Genomic DNA, 16841 nt, shown 5'->3' on the forward strand with positions numbered 1-16841 from the left:
AAACCCCTTTAGGCTAGATTCTTTTACTCATTTTAAATATTCAGTACTAGTAATTGCTCAAAAGTGTGTGGGTCACTTTTTCTAAAATTTTAAATATTCTGGTCGAGTCATCTTTTGAGTTGTTATACAAAGGATTTATCTCTGCCATTTCCCAGCAGCATACTTTCTTGTTCTTAATTAACTCTATATTAAGTTGCATCGCTTGCTCGTATGACAGGCCATTCATTGCAGGTGTACCGGTTCCTGGCACATATAAAGGGTCGACACTATCAACATCGAACGAAACATAGATATGATCGCAATATTCTAGTTTTTTAAAGATTTCCTCTACGGTAGAACTGATGCCTTTTTGGGTTATCTCAGCAACGCTATATAAAGGGATTTTATGTCTTCTGATTAAATCCATCTCTTCTTCTTGATAGTCTCTAACCGCACAAAACACCACATTTTCTGGCTTAATTGATGGCTCGCTTGATGCCATAAATTTCAACTTTTCCCAATACTCTTTTTCTTTTTCAGAAAGCTCGTTACGCTGACATTCCAAATTATCAATGGCACAAGCCATCGCCAAAGGCATGCCATGCATATTTCCTGATCCACTGGTATATGGTGAATGAAAATCAGCGTGAGCATCTATATAAACCACTCCGATTTCAGCATCGGGGTGCGCCATTTTTAGACCATGCATCGTGCCTGCGCAGCTAGAATGATCGCCTGCAATAACAATCGGAAATTGATTCTCATCTCTTATATCTTTGATTTTATGCGCCAATTTAGAAATAACAGGTTCAATTACATCGGCGTATTTTGCATGCTTAAATGGCGACTCTTCTTCATGTATATATTCATTTTTTATACTATCAAGTTGCAATTTTTCATAGTAGTCTGCATTCATCTCTTTTGATGATGCGCGCAATGCATCGATTCCTAATGACGCGCCTTTTTTATGCCCTGCGACATCTGAATAAACTTCTACTATTCGCACGTTTTTCATTAAATCATTCATTATTTTGTCTCTATTAAATAAAACAATTTTTTCATCACTTGAGTCCACATCTGGCATTGAACTCCTATTTCTCTATATTCAAATGACTTATGATGCAGCCATCGCTTCATCCGTCTCTATGCTACGATCTTTGCTATGAGCTTTTACGACCGAATAGAGGTTTTTAGGGTCTTGTTGCTGAGGAATCAAGTCAAGCAGCTCATATGCATCCTGTTTTTTAATCAAATCACGCAAAAATACCAAAGCCGTAAAGTCTTCTGAGGCAAAACCAACACCATCAAATACAACCAAGTTATTTTCGTTGGTGCGTACTTCTTTTTCACCATTTACGATGCGGTGAAACTCTGTCACAGGGAAATCTTGAGAGAGCTGTTGAATGTCGCCTTCAATACGGGTTTGCGGTTCAAATTCCACAATCACATGATCGGCTCTTAACAAGATGTTGGCATCCAGCTCCGTTTTTCCAGGACAGTCACCACCGATGGCATTGATGTAGACACCTTTTTTGACCATATCATCACGAAGAATCGTGGCATTTTTCTTATCTGCGGTACAGGTAGTGATGATATCTGCGCCTTCAACCGCTTCTTCTACCGTTTTGCAAATAGTAATCTCTAGACCTGAATCGGCAAGGTTACGCGCTACTTTTTCAGATGCGGCTGGGTCGACATCATATAAACGCACTTTTGAGATACCCACGACTGCTTTCATACCCATTGCTTGGAACTCACCCTGAGCACCATTACCGATAAGCGCTAAAGTCTGGGCGTTTTTGGGCGCACAATGTTTGGCGACCAATGCAGAAGTCGCCGCAGTGCGTAGGGCGGTTAAGATACACATTTCTGTCAGCAGAATGGGATAGCCGGTATCGACATCAGACAATAAGCCAAAAGCGGCTACCGTCTGCAAATCGCGCTTGGTGTTGATCGGATGACCATTGACATATTTACACGCAAACATTTCACCATCGCTGACAGGCATTAACTCTATGACACCGTCTTTGGAATGAGAAGCAAAACGACTGGATTTTTCAAAACTATCCCAACGAGAAAAATCTTGTTCTAAAACATCTACCAATTCTTTTATCGTCTGCTCTATACCATAATTACTAATGATTTCAGCCATCGCCTGTACGCTAACAAATGGCACACCCTGCTTCTGTGATACGATAAATTTAGACATTAATTTTGCTCCATTCCATGAATATTATTTATTTAACCGACAATTAATATGCTACCAATTATAATTGTCAGTTAAAATGTCAATAATTTACCAAATATGGACATTTTTTTGACACATTGTTAGGTGCTACTTAGCATAATGTCAAAATCCAATGAAGGAAGCATTTTTATGGCGTATTACACTTATGACTCTCTAGATAGCGAATTGATATCTGAACTTCGACAAGATGGTCGAGCAACCATCTCAAATCTGGCTAAAAAACTCAAAGTCTCTCGTGCCACTGTCCAAAACAGATTGGATAGACTGATTCACAACGGTGCTATTTTAGGATTTACGATTCGAGTGCATGAGGCACTAGATAAAGAAACAGTCAAAGCGATGATGATGATTGAAGTAACAGGAAAGTCTACTTCACAAGTAATTAGGAAACTGCGAGGTATCCCGCAATTGATTAAGTTACATACAACCAACGGGGCGTGGGACTTGGTAGGAGAGATACACACGACAAGCTTGAGGGAATTTGATGAAGTGCTGCGCCAAGTCAGAGAGATTGATGGCATTTTGAATAGTGAAACAAGTGTTCTGCTTTCGAGTTTGTAGTGTCATTAAACTCACAATCACATGAGATATGCTGTTTATCTGATAGATATTGACTTAGGATGTTGTGACTAGGCCGCCTGAAGGTAAACGTAAAAAGAATATATTGGCGCTTTATAAGCTAGATTTTTTAATTTTTATTTGACTGGTACAATAAAACTAAAGAACGTATCTTTTACTACGTTCTTTAGTATGAGAACACGATGGTATCTTTAACTCAGACGATAGCTTATCTTATCTTAAGACAAAAAACCTACTAATGGCTTACTATTTATTAAATAATATTAACTTCATAGCTGAACTTCTCCGCCATTCCATATGACTCTCTATATTCGATAGGATCACCTTCTAGACTCTTAGCAATACGGCATACCTTCACTAGGTTTTCTTGCTCATTATTATCTAAATAAGGGTCTACGTGATTGGCTACAAAAAATAGTGTCTCTACGGCAGATGAGACAAACTGGCCACACTTTGTATAATAAAACGGATATAGCAAATTCTCAAAATCTTCAGGCTCTAGATTTACAAAGGCTTGATAACGACTCTTAGGTAACCAAATTTTTTCACTCAGCGAAACTTTTCCTTCAATGATACGTACACGTTCTATATAAATAAGCGCTTTATTCTTACCAATATCTAGCTTTTCATTAATCTCTTCAATACCCTCTATTACCATGACCTTTTTGACCACGCCTGTCGGTGTCGCATAGCAGGCATCTTTATCACGAAATTTAAAAAATCGTAATAATGAGCTTTCAAAATCTGGACGCTTTAGAAAGGTACCTCTGCCTTGATATTTGGTTAATACGCCATCGTCGACCAGCTTTTCAACCGCTTTTCGAACGGTTCCGACTGATACTTGATACTTATCTGCAAACTCCTGCTCAGTCGGTAAAGGTGTGTTTTCATCCCATTTACTTTCTGTCAATAAAGTCAAAATGTGCCATCGCACTTGCTCATACCGTGGTATTTTAAATTTTTCTAAATTTTTTAGCATTATTTCACCACAATTTAAGGGGTTTATGAATTGTTATCATTTTAGAGATTGGAATATAACGGAGTACTCTATCTTAAGCGCTAAGAAAACCTTATATATCATTGCAATACTAACGACTGTCTAGCACTTTGTGGGCAATCTTATCTAATTCATATTACTTTTTTTGCTATTATTCCACTTATTTATACGTGCATTTCAGGCTTATACGATTCTGTAATCTAGAAAGTTGTTTGTCAATATTCTCGTAATGCTCTTTACCTATAGAAGTCAATACAGTTCTCTATAGAATTCATGTAGTTAAGTTCAAGGGACAGTAATGACTCTTTATATTCTAGCCGCAATAGTCATATGTATTATTTTGGGCTATACCACCAAGATCAATATTGGTCTATTTGCTATTGCATTTTCATACCTCATCGGCTGTTTCGGTATGGGAATGAGCGCTTATGAAATTGTTGAGCTATGGCCTCTCAAAATTTTCTTTGTTATTTTTGCCGTTACTCTCTTCTACAATTTTCCTTTAGCGAATGGCGCTTTAGAAAAACTTTCGAATCATTTGATCTATAGATGTCGTCATTTTCCCGAGTTTTTACCGTTGGTTATTTTCTTTGCCGCTACGGTCGTTGCTGGCTTAGGGGCTGGTTATTACACCGTCTTAGCCACGATGGCACCTATGATTCTGTTATTGTCTAAACGTACTAATTTGAATCTTGTCATTGCTACTTTATCTGTTAACTATGGTGCATTGGCTGGTGCTAATTTTATCACCTCACAAAGTGGGGTTATCTTTCGAGAGCTGATGCGCGGGGCTGGCGTCGCAAATGATAATACCTTTACTTACGTTTTAGGTGTCTTTGCGGTTACCTTTCTCATGCCAGTGATCGTCCTAGGTATCTATTGCTTTTTTAATGCCAAAAATAGCAAAATTGCGATTCAAACGATAGTACCAGAGCCTTTCGATAATAAGCAAAAACAATCTATTATGCTGATTTTTATCATGATGGCTATCGTGCTTATTGTACCCATCTTAAATCTCCTAATGCCTAACATAGAAGCAATTCAGTTTTTGAACGCTCGGATTGACATTGGTTTTATCGCAATTATTTTTGCCTTAATCAGTTTATTATTAAAATTAGGTGACGAAAAAACAGTAATTGCCTTAATCCCCTGGAATACACTTATTATGATTTGTGGGGTTGGTATGCTGATCGGCCTTGGCGTTGAGATCGGTGTTATTTATGAGCTAACAGAATGGCTAAGTACCAACGTCCCTATCTGGATGATACCAATTTTGGTCTTCGTTATTAGCGCAATCATGTCAATCTTTGCTAGTACACTTGGCGTGGTCGCTCCTACTCTATTTCCTATGGTGCTGCCTTTAGCCGTCGCCTCTGGACTTAACCCTCTATTGTTATTTACCTGTATTGTGGTGGGAGCACAAAGCTCATCACTCTCTCCTTTCTCATCAGGAGGCAGTCTAATGTTGGGCGCTTCTCAAGTAGTTATAGAAAAAAACAAGCTATTTAATGCGCTACTATTCAAAGCGGTACCCTTAGATATTGGTATTGGCATATTAGCAATTTTCATTATTCAGCTGCTGTTTTAACTAGCATGTGTTCTTATGTTGAGAATGGGAACACGCTCTACCCTTAAGCAAACCCCTCCCAAAAGACAGTTTTGAAGCAGCTGTCTTTTGACTGACATATACAATCAAACTTCTTAAATACCTAATGCATTGCCCGTTCTGGCGCTTAATCTCATCTCACTGACTTCATCTACCGAGACAGCTTTTTTCTTATCCGAAAAAACATACCCTAGCATGTTTTTAATATCTCTCTCATGGTTATAAATACCTATAAATCATTGTATTCATTAGTTTTTATCGACATCATCATCTTGTATTCTGAAGGTTCTGCTGTCTTATCTCTTCCTTGATATTGAGACAATAAGTAATTTGTTATCAGTCATTATGATAGTACCTTAAAATAAAATTCATGTATACATACATATGTTTCTTGTTATTTCTATAATATTCTGTTACTTTTGCAAAACGCTAAAAACTCTACTTTTATGAAGTTTAGTAGTTATTGTCAGGATGATCTGAACTTCATCTGTCATCACTTTATTATTTTGCTCAAAATTCTATTGAGCTATTCATTAAAAATACACACAAGGAGTGTCGTGTGAACAAACTATCCTATTTGGCTCTTGGCCTTTCTGTACTCACCCTTACCGCATGTAATAAATCTGATACGACAGCATCTGATGCCAGTTATGACGCCCCTTCACGTCCAGAATGTATCGCCCCAGCAAAACCAGGCGGTGGCTTTGACTTGACTTGTAAACTTGCTCAAGCTGGCTTAAGAGATACCAGCCTATTAGAAGATCCAATGCGAGTCACTTATATGCCAGGCGGCGTAGGTGCTGTTGCTTATAACAAAATCGTTGCCAACGATCGTGCTAATAACGATGCAATCATTGCTTTCTCTACTGGCTCTATCCTAAATCTATCGCAAGGTAAATTTGGTAAATTCACCGAAAAAGACGTGAAATGGCTAGCAGCCGTTGGTACTGATTATGGTGCTATCGCTGTCAATGCAGACTCACCTATCAAAGATTTGGCAGGATTGGTTGCTGAGCTTAAGTCAAATCCAAAAGCAATCAGTTTCGCCGCTGGTGGTAGTGTTGGTGGTCAGGACTGGATGCAAACAGCTATTTTAGCTAAAGCGGTTGGTGTTAATCCTAGCGATATGACTTATGTTGCGATGGAAGGTGGCGGCGAGGCTATTACAGCGGTCATGGGTAACCATGTGACTGTCGTAAGTGCTGGTATTGCTGAAATCATGCCACAAGCCACTGCTGGCAAACTACGTGTATTGGCCGTATTCGCAGATGAAAGATTGGGCGGCACTATGGCCGATATTCCTACTGCTGTAGAGCAAGGCTATGACGTCACTTGGCCTGTCATGCGTGGTTATTACATGGGTCCAGATGTCAGCCCTGCCGCTTATGACTGGTGGAAAGCAAGCTTTGATAACATGCTTGCGGATCCAAAATTCGCTGAATTACGCGAGCAACAAGAGCTACTACCATTCTCTATGACTGGTGATGAGCTAGAAGCATATGTTTATAAACGTACCGGTGAGCTACGTGAATTGTCTGCTGAGTACGGTCTTGTTGATGCTGCAGCTAAGTAGCATTACCCAGATCATATCCCCTTAATGATTGAATACTGATTTTTATAGTATTTATCGAAGGTTGACAGATGAGACATCTCTCAACCTTCTTATTTTGGAATTTAAGGAATACTTCTATGACAATGGAACGTGCGTTTTCTGGATTAATGGGGCTGTTTAGCTTATTTTTGGTCTATTTAGCTATTGGTTACGTTGCTCCTATTGCCTATGATCCTATCGGCCCTAGACCCTATCCTATTTTGATTTTCTCACTTACGGCGCTTTTGACCTTGGTTATTGCCTTTCGTCCAGCACGATTTACGAAAGTCATCGATTTAGGCTATAACAACGTAGTGCTTAGGAATCTTGTGCTGTGTGTCAGCGCATTATTGATTTATAGCTTAATTTTTGAGCCTTTAGGTTTTGTGATTGCTACCACACTGATGTGTTTTGCGGTTGGTTTACTATTTGCCGGAAATCCTATTAAAAGCCTTATTTTTTCAGTTGTGATCAGTGTCGCCCTGTATGTCTTATTTGACATGGCTTTGGATGTGATTCTGCCACTTGGAATATTATCAGGAATAATGGGATAGCTATTATGGAAACTTTTGACTTTTTAATGCAAGGTTTTGGCGTAGCGATGTTGCCCAAAAACTTACTGATTGCACTCATTGGCGCTTTTATTGGTACAGTTGTAGGCATGTTGCCTGGCCTTGGCCCTATTAATGGTGTGGCAATTCTATTGCCTTTTGCCTTTGCCCTTGGTCTACCACCCGAGAGTGCACTTATCTTACTAGCGGCTGTTTATCTTGGTTGTGAATATGGCGGTCGTATTTCTGCCATTCTACTTAACGTGCCGGGATCTGCCGCGGCGGTTATGACCTCATTGGATGGTAATCCGCTAGCGGTTCAAGGCAAGGCTGGCATCGCCTTGTCCATCTCTGCGGTTGCTTCATTTATCGGTTCTACGATTGCGACCATTGGTGTGGTCTTGTTCGCACCTCTATTGGCTAAATGGGCTGTGTCTTTTGGACCTGCTGAATATTTCGTATTAATGGTATTCGCGATTTGCTGTTTGAGTGGTTTGGTTGGTGATCAACCTATCAAGACAGCAGTGTCAGCGTTAATCGGCTTGGGTCTGGCTACTGTTGGTGTCGATGCGGTCACAGGTATCTATCGCTATACCTTTGATTCAGTCAACTTATCTGATGGTATTCAGTTCACAACGATCGTTATTGGCTTTTTCAGTGTTAGTGAAATCTTGATTTTGCTCGAAAGAACCAGTACTGGTGGGAAAATTATCGCGCAAGGTAAGCGTAGCTTATTCAACATAAAAGAATTTCTCTTCACCATTGGCGCCATGGTGCGTAGTGGCATAATGGGCTTTTTCGTTGGTATTTTGCCTGGTGCAGGTGCGACTATCGCGAGTGCGATGACCTATGCTAGTGAACGTAAAATTGCTGGAGACAGCGGCAAATTTGGTGAAGGCGATCTTCGTGGTTTAGCCTCTCCAGAGGCGGCTAATAACGCATCAGCATGTGGTTCATTTGTACCGATGTTGACCTTGGGTGTTCCTGGTTCTGGTACGACAGCGGTCATGATGGGTGCGTTGACTTTATATAATATCACGCCAGGTCCGCAGCTATTTACCGAACAGCCAGACATCGTTTGGGGTCTGATTGCCTCATTATTCATCTGTAACGTTATCTTGTTAGTAATGAATATTCCTTTGGTTGGTGTATTTTCTAAGCTACTTAATGTACCAAACTATATCTTGATACCATCTATTGCTGCTATTAGTTTCGTTGGTGTTTACTCTATCAACAGCACGACCTTTGATATGGTATTCATGGTAGGACTTGGGATATTTGGTTATTTCTTACGTAAGCTACATTTCCCTCTATCAGCCCTTATTCTAGGTTATGTACTAGGAGAGCTAATGGAGTCTAACCTCAGACGTGCCTTGTCTATTTCTCAAGGTGAAATGTCTATTCTATGGAGTAGCCCAATCACCGTATCACTATGGGGTCTGGTAGTTGTCATGATATTCATGCCAATCATTCGTAAAATGTATCGTAAGCGCTTTAAGAAGACTGCTGCATAAGTTCTTGCTAGTTCGTCTCTAAATGTCTCTCCGGCGGTGGTTATACTCTATGTATGGCCACCGTTTTTTTAGAGATCCTTTCACCCTACTTGCAACAGTTATTTAATACTCCCAGCTCTTTCTGTCAGCTGTCCAAAATTAGCAAAACATCACTACTTGATGTCACTTATGAAATAGGATTTTATAGTGCTCTTTGTTTTAGATTTATTGCAAACCATTCCAACTTGGCATTTAGTAGGTTTGTTTGTCGCTGGCATGGTCGCTTTTATTATCTCCACTATATCTGGTGGTGGCGGTGCTATGCTACTGATACCAGTTACCTCTTCGATGGTAGGGACAGCGATTGCACCACCTGTGATCAACGTGGCTACCTTTCTGAGTAATGCCTCGCGACTTTATCTATTTTGGCATGATATTGATTGGTCATTGACCAAGTATTATGTCCCAAGCGCTATCGTAGGTGCATGGCTAGCCGCATTGGTGTTTAGTCGTTTGGACGCAGGCTGGATTCAGTTATTGGTTGGTGCGTTTTTAGTCTCTACTATTTTCCAATACAAGTTTGGTAAGGTAAGTAGAACATTTGATATGCCAAAAGTAGGTTTTGTACCTGTGGGCTTTGTCATTGCCTTTATGAGCACCTTGGTGGGTGGCCTCGGCCCTATACTTAACCCTTTTTATATGAATGCTGGACTGGAAAAAGAAAGCCTTATTGCGACCAAAACAGCTAATTCTTTCTTTGTAGGTATTGTACAAATCGTCAGCTACACCTTTTTTGGGATACTCACCGTCAAGATATGGGCGTATGGTCTTGTATTAGGACTGGGCGCCGTGATTGGCAATATCATTGGCAAACGCTTTTTAGCAGGTATTAGTATTAGCCAGTTTAGAATTATGCTGCTGATACTAATGGTAATAAGTGGCCTAATAATGATAATAAGAAATATTGATGTGCTGTTCTAGAGACTCTTCTATGCCATAACTATTCATAGTACATTTGCATAAACAATGACAGTACTTTCACCGCATATATTTTTACTGATTGAATATCTGCGTACAGTATTTTTATTAATTGCATTACAACTTACATTGTTGTTGTTCAACCATATAATACCTATAATTCGATAGAATCAATACATGTAAGATATTGTCACTCCATAACATCCAGTTGACCTACTTTAAAATAGTAGAGATCGTTGGTTCGAATCATATTATGTTTGCCAAATGTAGAAAGCCCCAATCTCAAGGTTGGGGCTGTTTTTATGCCTGCAATAAAAGAGCTGTAGTGGAAGACCCTAAGTTTCAGAGCGCTGTAATCAAAAATAGTTATTAGGCATCATTATGGTTCACTTAATAACCCAGTCGAAAGCAGCTACCCTTTCACATGGATGAATCGCTTGTTTTTATAAAATCTGACAAGCCTCATCAAAATCTAATCTTGGCAGACGGCTGTACAATTGATCTTCTTGACCATAACCTATATTAATCAGTAGATTTGAAGTCCATTTGCTATCTTTAAGAAAGGTTTTATCTACCAGTTCATTATTGAATCCAGACATTGGGCCCGTGTCTAAACCCAAGGCTCTACAAGCCAAAATCAGATAAGCTGCTTGCATAGAACTGTTTCTAAACGCCGTTTCTGTTATGAGTTCAGGGCTAGAGTTAAACCATGATCGGGCATCCGTATGTGGGAATAATTTGGGAAGTTGCTCATAAAACTCTTCATCATAAGCAACAATCACTGTGACAGGTGCTGTCATTGTTTTTTCGATATTACCTGATGACAATGCTGGCTCTAATTCCGCTTTAGCGTCATCAGATTTGAGAAATACAAACCGCGCCGGTGAACAATTGGCCGAGGTAGGCGCCATTTTAACTAAGTGATAGATCTCTTCAAGTAGTGCATCTGGCACGTCTTTTTTTTGCCAAGCGTTAAAGGATCTGGCCTTGCCAAACAGCTGATCTAGACCTTCTGAGGATAACGATAGGGAATCAGTCATAGTACGTCCTAATTTATATTAATTTTTGGATAAGAATTGAAGGATTTTGCTATTGGTTGAGCAGGTCTCTGTGATTGTACTGCCATGTCCACCCGTCAGCATTAACTCAAATTGGGCATTTTGCATATTTTCAGCTAAAGCCAAACCGCGTTGCCATGGCACCAAAACATCATCAAGATTGCTTAAAACTAGCGTTTTGTTTTTGATATGCTTGGCATTTATCAGGGGTTGATAAGCCTGCAAGGCTTTTAGTCTCGTTAAGACGTTCTCGACTGGCGCAAAGTTAGCGATGGCCTTATTTTCTTTTTGCGTGAGTGCTTCTATATTGTCTGAGATCCAGATCGGTGGGTACAAAAATATCGCTTGGGCACGTACAAATGCCTCTACCCCTGTATCTTGTAGCAAACTGGTTCGCATGCTAAAACATTTAATAGTGTGAGGATCTAGGCTTTCCCAACCATTTAAGATAACCAGTTTATCTAACAACTCTGGCGCTTTATAAGCGACTTCCATACCAATAAACCCGCCAAGTGCATGACCGACGAAATGACAGTTAGACAGCCCTTCTTGTTTTAAAATTTCAATTAATTGTTCTGCTAAATCTTGCATAGAATAGTCATTGGGTAAGAGGTCACTATCAGGTGATACGCCCTCTTGTTCATAGCAAATCACATTGTAATGCTCGGTAAAACTCTCAATTTGAGGTAACCAAAAATCAGCATGCCCGCCTAAACCTGAACTAAATACGATCGTTTCTGACGTGTCGTTCTTACAAGGATATTTTTTAACTAACATAGGGTTTCATCCAATTTCAGCAAAATTCAAATTGCGGTAAAAGTATCTAATAGCTTATAAAATCAAGTTAAATTAAACTGACTAAATCAATTCAACGGTACGCTCATCGCTTTCATCATATCCGTACGCTACGGTTTCTTCGAAATTTTCGACTTCTCTTTCACCCTTACTTTCAACAGCCTCTTGAGACTTAATATATTTGATTAACGCGTCTATGGTGCCGACCTTTAGATTATGAGTATCGGCGAATTTCATCAGATCATTTCTACGAGCCATTTCACCATCTTGGTTGATAATCTCTACGATAACTGCAGCAGGTTCTAAGCCAGCCAGCTTCGTTAAATCGCAACCTGCTTCAGTATGCCCAGCCCGCTCTAAGACACCGCCTTCTTTAGCCACTAATGGAAAAATATGACCTGGGGTTACGACGTCATCAAAAGTAACGTCTTGAGATACTGCAGTTCTAATGGTCTGAGCTCTGTCTGCCGTTGATATTCCGGTACTTACGCCTTTTGCTGCATCAATGGAAACAGTGAAATTTGTACTATAAGGTGCTTGATTGTCTTTGCACATGAGAGGTAGTTTTAATTTTTTGCAGCGCTCGGAGGTCAAGGTCAAACAAACCAAACCTCTGGCATGGGTGATCATAAAATTGATATCATCAGGTTTGGCTAAAGTGGCTGCCATGATCAGGTCACCTTCATTTTCCCGATCCTCATCATCCATGATTATGACCATCTTGCCTGCTTTAATATCTTCAATGATTTCTGGTATTGTATTGATATTCATAAAATCCACCATTTGCATTTATATTTGCTTTTGTATGTTGTTATGTAGAGCCTGTGGTCAATTAATCACACGCTCTACATAACGTCCTACGTTTGCTAGGCCGTATAGCTACTTCATAGAGATAGTGGTATTTACGCCTTCACTAGCATCCTCATCAAACCAGCGTGATATCACGGTTTTAGTCTGTGTATAAAACTGCACCGCTTGCTTGCCATAAGGACCTAAGTCACCGAGCTTACTGGCTCTAGACCCTGTAAACGAAAACATCGGTAGCGGTACTGGAATTGGTAAATTGATACCAACTTGTCCGACATCGATATCTTGTTGGAACTTATGTGCATGGGCGCCAGACTGGGTGAAAATTGCGGTGCCATTACCATTTGGATTGGTATTGATAATCTTAATCGCTTCCTCAAGCGTGTCGGCATACATAATGCACAAGACAGGGCCAAAAATCTCTTCGGTATAGCAGCTCATATCCGTTGTTACATTGTCCAAAATAGTTGGGCCAACAAAGTTACCTTCTTCGTAACCTGCTACCTGACAACCACGGCCATCTAGTCTGAGAGTTGCCCCTTCGTCAACGCCTGCTTGAATTAAGCGCTCGACACGGGCTTTGGCTTGCTTGGATATTAGAGGTCCCAAATCCTTGTCATCCTTGCCAGCAGACACTACCAGCTGTGCTGATTTTTCTACAATTTCATCAACCCACTGTTTAGACTCTCCAACCAATACCACGACAGACAGTGCCATGCATCGCTGCCCTGCTGCACCAAATGCCGCTCCTGCTAGCTGATTCAGACTTTGTTCTTTATTAGCATCGGGCATGATAACGGCATGGTTTTTCGCACCCATCATACATTGCACACGTTTACCAGCCTGACCGGCTCGATCATAGACATGCTTGCCCACCGCTGTTGAACCAACAAAAGATATCGCTTTTATGTCAGGGTGATCGCACAGCGCATCCACCGTATTTTTACCACCATGAACGACACTTAACACCCCTTTTGGTATACCTGCTTCAAGGGCCAACTCGACCAATCTCATGGTAACGATTGGATTTTGTTCAGAGGGTTTTAAGATGAATGTGTTGCCTGTGGCGATGGCCATTGGAAACATCCATAGAGGAATCATGGCAGGAAAATTAAAGGGAGTAATACCTGCACAGACACCTATTGGCTGTTGAACGGTATACATATCAACACTACTGGCGACGTTTTCGATGTAGCCACCTTGTTGCAAGTTACCGATACCTGAGGCGTGCTCTACGACCTCAAGACCTCTAAATACATCACCTCTAGCATCTGCCAGTGTCTTACCTTGTTCTTCAGTCAGTAGCGCCGCCAACTCATCCATATTTTCACGTATCAGTTGTTGATACTTTAGAAACACACGCGCTCTTTTGCTGATTGGTGTGACACGCCAGCTCTGAAAGGCTTCAGATGCCGTTTTGATAGCTTGCTCGATTTCCTCAGGTGTTGATTGTGGTACCTTGGCGATAACTTCTTGCGTGGCTGGATTGGTGATATCAATCCATTCTGTGGTAGTCGATTCAGTAAATTCGCCATTGATCAATTGTTGTACGTTGCGTGGTTCTGTATTCATGACACGATTCCTTAAGGTAATATCAAATAGGGATTTAAATTTATGGATTGAGTTTTAAGAGCGGCTCTGATGTAGCGATTTCTCTCTCAGTGGTCACGCTCACCTCTTTTTGTTTGTTTTTAAAGTTGAAAACGAGATTCATAAGAATGGCTAAAAAAGTAGCGGTACCGATACCACCTAAATCAAAACCGGCAATGTTTAGTGAATAGTTGCCAGTACCTAGGATGACTGGAACGGCAGCGACCAACATATTGCCATTCTTACTAAAATCAATTTTTGCATTCATCCAGATACGCGCACCAGCGATCGTGATTAAACCAAAGACAACGATTGAAGCACCGGTCAAAATAGGCACAGGAATGGTGCTGACCAACGTTCCAAATTTAGGGGATAAACCCAATAAGATTGCGAAGACACCTGCTATGACAAAGACAACTGTAGAGTAAATTTTGGTCGCTGCCATGACGCCGATGTTTTCTGCATAGGTCGTCATACCAGTGCCGCCTACCGAAGCCGAAAGCGTGGTACAAAGGCCGTCAGCAAAGAACGCTCTACCCATATAAGGTGAGATACTTTTGCCAGTCATGGCTTCTACTGCTTTGAAATGCCCAAGGTTTTCAGCGATCAAGATGATAAAGACGGGTGCAATGACTAATATGGCACTGGTCTCAAAGACAGGAGAATAAAGAGTTGGAATACCGAACCAAGCAGCATTCGCAATTGGACTAAAATCAATAGGCGTGCCCATGCCCAATACGTTCGTTAATAGGAAATAAATAAAATATGCAGCGACTAGCCCGATTAACAGTAACAGGCGTCTGACCATACCTTTGGTAAATACGGCGACTGAACAAATACATAATACGGTGACCAACGCCATCCAAGAGTCAAAGCTACTTCCGATGACGCTTTGTATGGTGACCGGCGCTAAGTTCAACCCGATAATCATAACGATGGACCCAGTGACCACAGGTGGCATCAAGTTCTCAATCCACTCTGTCCCTGTTTTCATCACCAGCAGACCCATTAATGCGTATAAAATCCCGCAGACAACGGTACCTCCCAGGGCAATACCAATATTTGGATTGATACCAGTGCCGCTATACCCTGTTACTGCTGCGACCGCTCCGATAAATGCAAAACTAGAGCCCAAATAACTTGGTACGTGACCACCAGTAATAAGAAAGAAAAGTATAGTGCCTATACCAGTAATCAGCATGGTTAAGCTAGGATCAAAGCCCATCAGTAAGGGAGCTAAGATTGTCGCACCAAACATTGCGAATGAGTGCTGTGCGCCTAACACCACACTTTTACCCATTGGTAAGTATTCATTGATACCTACCGGTGTCGTTTCTAGGTTCCCGGTGTAGGGACGCCATTTCACAAACCATTTATCCATTTTGAATATCCTTAAAAAAAGTAGAGGTGTGATACTTAGTTCTTGCACTTACTTAATTGATGGTAGTCTCGATTGAAATAGATGAGACTTTCACAATCAGGCTTGTGTTTGATATCCAATACTTCACAAATAAGAATATCGTGGGTCCCCACCGAGCTGATGAGTTTGATTTTGCAATCAAAAGAGATGCTGGCGTCCTCTAATACAGGCGATCCGGTTGACAGCGTGGACCAGTTGCCTTGCTCAAATCTTTCTTCCAGTGCCTTTTTACCACCGAACACACCGCTTAAATCTTTATGTTCAAGACCAAGCGTGTTGACGCATAGCACCATATTTTCTTTAAAAAACTTGTACACAGAAGCGCTTCGGTTTAGACACACTAATAGGGTTGGCGGTTCGTCAGTGACACTGCACACCGCTGAGGCTGTAAACCCTGCTCGCCCTGCTGGACCCTCAGTGGTAATAATGTTCACGGCAGCAGCCAACTTGCTCATCGCATCTCTAAAAGACTGCTGCATGTCGGTTAAGTTTCCTGCCGTAGAGGTGAATGATTCTTTAGACTTATGTTTCATTAATGAGGATTGCGTTACTTGGCTTTCTTTAATTACTGTATTCATCTGTCATTTCCTTTTAAACAATATTCCGCCACATGTGTAGTCAACTAAAGCGCCCTACTACAGTCCAATGCTAGGGGGTTCGATGTCAGGTAACTTTAAATTCACTAACTGCAATTATTTTTAAACAGGTTTTTATCCAATGTGCGCTATGGACGCGATTTCGACCAAAGCATCTGGTTTTACCAATCCACATTGGATACAAAATCTTGCCGGCTTTTCATTGGGAAAAAATTCTGCATAGACTTGATTGACCGCGTCATAATCTGCCCAGTCTTTTACAAAGATTGAATTAAAGGTCACATCATCCATATCGCCGCCAGCGGTTTGAATAACGTTTTGAATCGTTGTTAACACATGGCGAGTTTGAGCAGCGGCATCACCCACATGTACGACATCGTTATTTTCATCGAAAGGCAAAGTGCCCGAGACATAAACGATGTTGTCGGCTTTAGTCGCTGGTACATAAGGGGCTAATGGTTTGCTGGTACCTTCAGGGATAATCACTTGTTTAGACATATCTACATTCCTATTGCGGTTGGATTAAGTATGAAACGCTTGGTTTAGGTTGTTA

General features: G+C 40.8%; 15 protein-coding genes and 1 pseudogene. 6 read left to right on the top strand and 10 right to left on the bottom strand.

Going from position 1 to position 16841, the window contains the following annotated elements; genetic code table 11:
* Positions 1-46: 46 nt before the first annotated feature.
* Entirely contained in the window at positions 47-1063 is a 1017-nt protein-coding gene (locus tag V6252_RS05780) for an arginase (RefSeq protein WP_341609702.1), read from the bottom strand.
* 30 nt (positions 1064-1093) lie between these two features.
* The gene (locus V6252_RS05785) at positions 1094-2188 is read right to left on the bottom strand and encodes an ornithine cyclodeaminase (RefSeq protein WP_341609703.1); all 1095 of its coding nucleotides are present in this window, start codon (positions 2186-2188) and stop codon (positions 1094-1096) included.
* A 168-nt stretch (positions 2189-2356) separates the two neighbouring features.
* Here V6252_RS05785 and V6252_RS05790 point away from each other — a divergent pair, with 168 nt between their 5' ends.
* On the top strand, positions 2357-2788 hold the full coding sequence (locus V6252_RS05790) for an Lrp/AsnC family transcriptional regulator (RefSeq protein WP_057761040.1): 432 nt from the start codon (positions 2357-2359) through the stop codon (positions 2786-2788).
* A 271-nt stretch (positions 2789-3059) separates the two neighbouring features.
* On the opposite strand, the gene V6252_RS05795 is transcribed toward V6252_RS05790, so the two are convergent.
* Positions 3060-3785 (bottom strand): GntR family transcriptional regulator, encoded by a 726-nt coding sequence (locus V6252_RS05795; protein WP_191113992.1) that lies wholly within the window; start codon positions 3783-3785, stop codon positions 3060-3062.
* Positions 3786-4101: 316 nt separating this feature from the next.
* On the opposite strand from V6252_RS05795, the gene V6252_RS05800 reads away from it, so the two are divergent.
* The 5 genes from V6252_RS05800 to V6252_RS05820 all read left to right on the top strand — a co-directional run bounded on the left by V6252_RS05800 (position 4102) and on the right by V6252_RS05820 (position 10025).
* Positions 4102-5391: an SLC13 family permease gene (locus tag V6252_RS05800; RefSeq protein ID WP_057761043.1), complete on the top strand. Its 1290-nt coding sequence runs from the start codon at positions 4102-4104 to the stop codon at positions 5389-5391.
* Between the two features lie 577 nt (positions 5392-5968).
* Positions 5969-6982, top strand: a complete 1014-nt coding sequence (locus tag V6252_RS05805; RefSeq protein ID WP_341609704.1) for a tripartite tricarboxylate transporter substrate binding protein — start codon at positions 5969-5971, stop codon at positions 6980-6982.
* Positions 6983-7098: 116 nt separating this feature from the next.
* Positions 7099-7554, top strand: coding sequence for a tripartite tricarboxylate transporter TctB family protein (locus V6252_RS05810; protein ID WP_341609705.1), 456 nt, complete (start codon positions 7099-7101; stop codon positions 7552-7554).
* A 5-nt stretch (positions 7555-7559) separates the two neighbouring features.
* Complete coding sequence (locus V6252_RS05815) at positions 7560-9065, top strand: tripartite tricarboxylate transporter permease (RefSeq protein ID WP_341609706.1); 1506 nt, start codon at positions 7560-7562, stop codon at positions 9063-9065.
* Positions 9066-9251: 186 nt separating this feature from the next.
* Positions 9252-10025: a sulfite exporter TauE/SafE family protein gene (locus V6252_RS05820; RefSeq protein ID WP_341609707.1), complete on the top strand. Its 774-nt coding sequence runs from the start codon at positions 9252-9254 to the stop codon at positions 10023-10025.
* A 440-nt stretch (positions 10026-10465) separates the two neighbouring features.
* Here V6252_RS05820 and V6252_RS05825 read toward each other — a convergent pair whose 3' ends face one another.
* The 7 genes and pseudogenes from V6252_RS05825 to rutC form a co-directional block, all read right to left on the bottom strand.
* On the bottom strand, positions 10466-11062 hold the full coding sequence (locus tag V6252_RS05825; protein ID WP_341609708.1) for a malonic semialdehyde reductase: 597 nt from the start codon (positions 11060-11062) through the stop codon (positions 10466-10468).
* An 18-nt stretch (positions 11063-11080) separates the two neighbouring features.
* Positions 11081-11857: a pyrimidine utilization protein D gene (rutD, locus tag V6252_RS05830; protein ID WP_341609709.1), complete on the bottom strand. Its 777-nt coding sequence runs from the start codon at positions 11855-11857 to the stop codon at positions 11081-11083.
* Positions 11858-12004: 147 nt separating this feature from the next.
* Positions 12005-12646: pseudogene (gene ribB / locus V6252_RS05835) on the bottom strand (3,4-dihydroxy-2-butanone-4-phosphate synthase); the annotation flags it as partial.
* A 108-nt stretch (positions 12647-12754) separates the two neighbouring features.
* Positions 12755-14254, bottom strand: coding sequence for a CoA-acylating methylmalonate-semialdehyde dehydrogenase (locus V6252_RS05840; protein ID WP_341609710.1), 1500 nt, complete (start codon positions 14252-14254; stop codon positions 12755-12757).
* Between the two features lie 40 nt (positions 14255-14294).
* The gene (locus V6252_RS05845) at positions 14295-15653 is read right to left on the bottom strand and encodes a solute carrier family 23 protein (protein WP_425355856.1); all 1359 of its coding nucleotides are present in this window, start codon (positions 15651-15653) and stop codon (positions 14295-14297) included.
* Positions 15654-15688: 35 nt separating this feature from the next.
* Entirely contained in the window at positions 15689-16270 is a 582-nt protein-coding gene (gene rutF / locus V6252_RS05850) for an NADH-dependent FMN reductase RutF (RefSeq protein ID WP_191114002.1), read from the bottom strand.
* A gap of 132 nt (positions 16271-16402) precedes the next feature.
* On the bottom strand, positions 16403-16786 hold the full coding sequence (gene rutC / locus V6252_RS05855) for a pyrimidine utilization protein C (RefSeq protein WP_057761062.1): 384 nt from the start codon (positions 16784-16786) through the stop codon (positions 16403-16405).
* Between the last annotated feature and the right edge of the window lie 55 nt (positions 16787-16841).

It is taken from the genome of Psychrobacter proteolyticus, assembly GCF_038155145.1.
GTDB classification, from domain to species: Bacteria; Pseudomonadota; Gammaproteobacteria; order Pseudomonadales; family Moraxellaceae; genus Psychrobacter; species Psychrobacter proteolyticus_B.